A 2,875-nucleotide genomic window follows, 5' to 3' on the forward strand; every position below is an offset into this window, starting at 1 on the left:
ATATTAAAAGTTTTATTAATGTAGTAAAATGAAAACATAATAATATTCAAAAACTTCTAAAAATATATTACTTTTGTAAATAACTTTAAAGAAAGGAATAAAAAAGATGCAAAAGAGCAAATCAAACTTAATTCAATCAGTAGATAGGGCACTGCAGATATTGGAATGTTTTTCTAAAAAAGATAATGAGCTGGGTGTTACAGAGATTGCCAATCGTCTGGATTTGCATAAAAGTACAACTTTTGGACTCCTTAGCACATTGGAAAGCAGAGGATATTTGAGGCAGAATTTAGAAAATGGGAAATATAGATTGGGGCTAAAACTTTTTGAATTGGGAAAATTAGTTGAAGAAGGCATGGATTTAAGGACTAGTTCATTTCCTTATTTGAAAAAATTGGTAGATAAGTATGACGAGACGGCTCATTTAGCCATATGTAATGGAAACCAGGTGGTGTATATAGACAAAGTTGAAGGAGAAAGTGCTATTAAAATGAGTTCACAGGTTGGAAAGAGCGCTTATATGTATTGTACCGGAGTAGGCAAGGCTATACTGGCTTTTATGTCTGAAAAAGACATAGATAATATAATTCAAAACACTGATTTTAATCAATTTACATGTAATACAATTACAGATCCTGATAAATTAAGAGATGAACTGAAGGAGATCAGAAAAAGAGAGTACTGTATTGATAATGAAGAACTGGAAGTGGGATTAAGATGTGTAGCTGCACCTATCATAAATTATAATGGATATCCTGTAGGTTCTATTAGTGTAGCAGGCCCTACCAGCAGGATGAGTGATGAAAAGTTACAATCAATAGCAAAGGATCTAAAACATATTGTTGTTAAAATCTCTGAAACATTCGGATATAAAACAAAATTGCACAATATTGACCTATAAAAAATTTTGATATATACTAGCTAATAAGGAATGTGTTTTATAAAAATTTAATATGTACTGTTAGGTGCTGTTATTTTAGAAGACATTTAAATAACAGTTAAAAGGAAAAGTGTAAAAAACACTGCAGCCCACCGTTACTGTATGGAGGATGAAACCTTATTTATGTCACTGGTGAAATAGATCCGGGAAGACGAGGAAGTAAGATGAACCTGAGCCAGGAAGCCTGCCTGATATGTTGTTAATTCTTTCGGAGGGGGAGATATTACATGATTTAAGTGAATTGTTGCATAGATGGAAGATTAAAAGTATTGTGGAACAACACTTTACATGATCTTTGTATTTGATGTAATATATTTTAATTTGTAAATAGCTGTATTTAAGATAAAGAAAGAGGATCCCTTTGGATTCTCTTTTTTATTTAGGAGGTAAAGATAAATGGAAGAAAATTTGCAACAAATTGAAGATAATTTTGATAAGTACTGTCTGAAAGAGGAAAATAAAAGCTTTGAGGAAATTATGTTTGAAAATAAAATGTCCAAACTTATTGACAAATTATACAATCAAATGGATGAGAGCTACAGGTTGGATATATTGATAAAACATAACTTGGAGGAAATAGAACATGGGAAATTTATGGGAAAAAGCTAAGCTCGGGAGAATTTGTTCTAGAATAAGTAGAGGCTCATCTATAAAAATTACTGAGGGAATTTATAGAGAATCTGCAGTACCTTTTGTAAGAAGCCATAATATAGGCGACGGCATATTTATTTATGATGGACTTTTATTTATTGAAGATAGTGCGGCAGAGAGAATTAAAAGTGTAAAACTGGAAAGAGGGGATATATTGATCAATATGAGGTTAAATTCTTCTCTGAGATTTACACTGGTACCTGAGGATATAATAGGTGGTAGAGTAAATCAACATGTTTCTGTAATAAGAGTAAAAAAGAATATTGTTGACCCTGTTTTTTTGAAATATTTTTTGATGTGGAATAAAACGCAAAATTTATTAATTTCCATGGCTATGGAGGGCAGTGTTAGAACAACTCTTACCAAAAAAGCAATTGAGAATCTAGAAATATATATACCGCCTATGAATCAGCAGAAAAAAATTGCTTTTATTCTGTCCTCATTAGATCATAAAATTAAATTGAATAATGAAATGAACAAAGTTATTAATGAGATGGCAAATACCATTTTTCAATATTTATTTGTAGATTTTATACCTTTTAGTCAGAATGAATTCAGAAAAAGTGAATTGGGGAATATACCCAAAGGCTGGAGAATAGAAAAAATGAAAGATATGGTTCCTGTAACAGATGGAACCCACGAGTCACCTAAAAAGGAAAAAGCAGGATATAAACTTATAACTTCCAGAAATATAAAAAACAATAGCATAGAACTTAGAAATGTTAATTTTATATCTAAGGAGGATTTCAAAAGGATTAATAGGAGGAGCAAGGTAGAAAGGCTTGATATTTTAATAACGATGATTGGAAGTATAGGGAATACATTTCTTGTTCAAGACGAATGTATAGATTATGCTATAAAAAATATAGGGCTTATAAAGACATCGTCAAATAAAGAGATGGCAGAGTTCATTTTTATGTATCTGTCCTCGACTAAAATGAAGAATTACATAGGGACTAGAATAACGGGAAATAGCCAGAAATACATTTCTCTCACGGAATTGAGGAATATACCTGTCATTATTCCACCTGATGATGTAATTATAAAGTTTAATAGATTAATTTCAAAACTGTATAAAAAAATGGCTCAAAATAATTTTATGAATAGTAATTTGATAGATATCAGGGATATATCCATTTCCAAATTGGTTTCCGGTAAAATATTATTGGAAGATATTACGTGAAGATTAAGGAAAGTAGTGTTTGTAGGCAGAGAACTATAATTGAATATCTATTGACTGAATAAAATTTATATCTTATACTTAAAAATAGAGAAATAGATAAT

Annotated in this window: 3 protein-coding genes and 1 riboswitch; all 3 genes read left to right on the top strand. The window is 30.5% G+C overall.

Annotation, left to right across the window (positions count from 1 at the left end):
• Positions 1 to 106 precede the first annotated feature (106 nt).
• The 3 genes from J5G60_RS17695 (at position 107) to J5G60_RS17705 (ending at position 2,774) form a co-directional block, all read left to right on the top strand.
• A complete protein-coding gene (locus J5G60_RS17695) occupies positions 107 to 901 on the top strand; it encodes an IclR family transcriptional regulator (RefSeq protein ID WP_150359019.1) in 795 nt (264 codons plus the stop codon).
• Positions 902 to 946: 45 nt separating this feature from the next.
• Positions 947 to 1,146: riboswitch (cobalamin riboswitch) on the top strand.
• A gap of 190 nt (positions 1,147 to 1,336) precedes the next feature.
• Entirely contained in the window at positions 1,337 to 1,549 is a 213-nt protein-coding gene (locus tag J5G60_RS17700) for a hypothetical protein (RefSeq protein WP_150359020.1), read from the top strand.
• A complete protein-coding gene (locus tag J5G60_RS17705) occupies positions 1,524 to 2,774 on the top strand; it encodes a restriction endonuclease subunit S (RefSeq protein ID WP_150359021.1) in 1,251 nt (416 codons plus the stop codon). Before J5G60_RS17700 ends, J5G60_RS17705 begins: the two co-directional genes overlap by 26 nt.
• Positions 2,775 to 2,875 lie beyond the last annotated feature (101 nt).

This window comes from Clostridium sp. HV4-5-A1G (genome assembly GCF_900184915.1).
GTDB classification, from domain to species: Bacteria; Bacillota; Clostridia; order Clostridiales; family Clostridiaceae; genus Clostridium_B; species Clostridium_B aromativorans.

What these genes read in the sequence shown, in the direction of transcription:
- J5G60_RS17700 (WP_150359020.1), top strand. Translation starts at nt 1,337, where the DNA reads ATGGAAGAAAATTTGCAACAAATTGAAGATAATTTTGATAAGTACTGT.
- J5G60_RS17705 (WP_150359021.1), top strand. Translation starts at nt 1,524, where the DNA reads ATGGGAAATTTATGGGAAAAAGCTAAGCTCGGGAGAATTTGTTCTAGA.
- J5G60_RS17695 (WP_150359019.1), top strand. Translation starts at nt 107, where the DNA reads ATGCAAAAGAGCAAATCAAACTTAATTCAATCAGTAGATAGGGCACTG.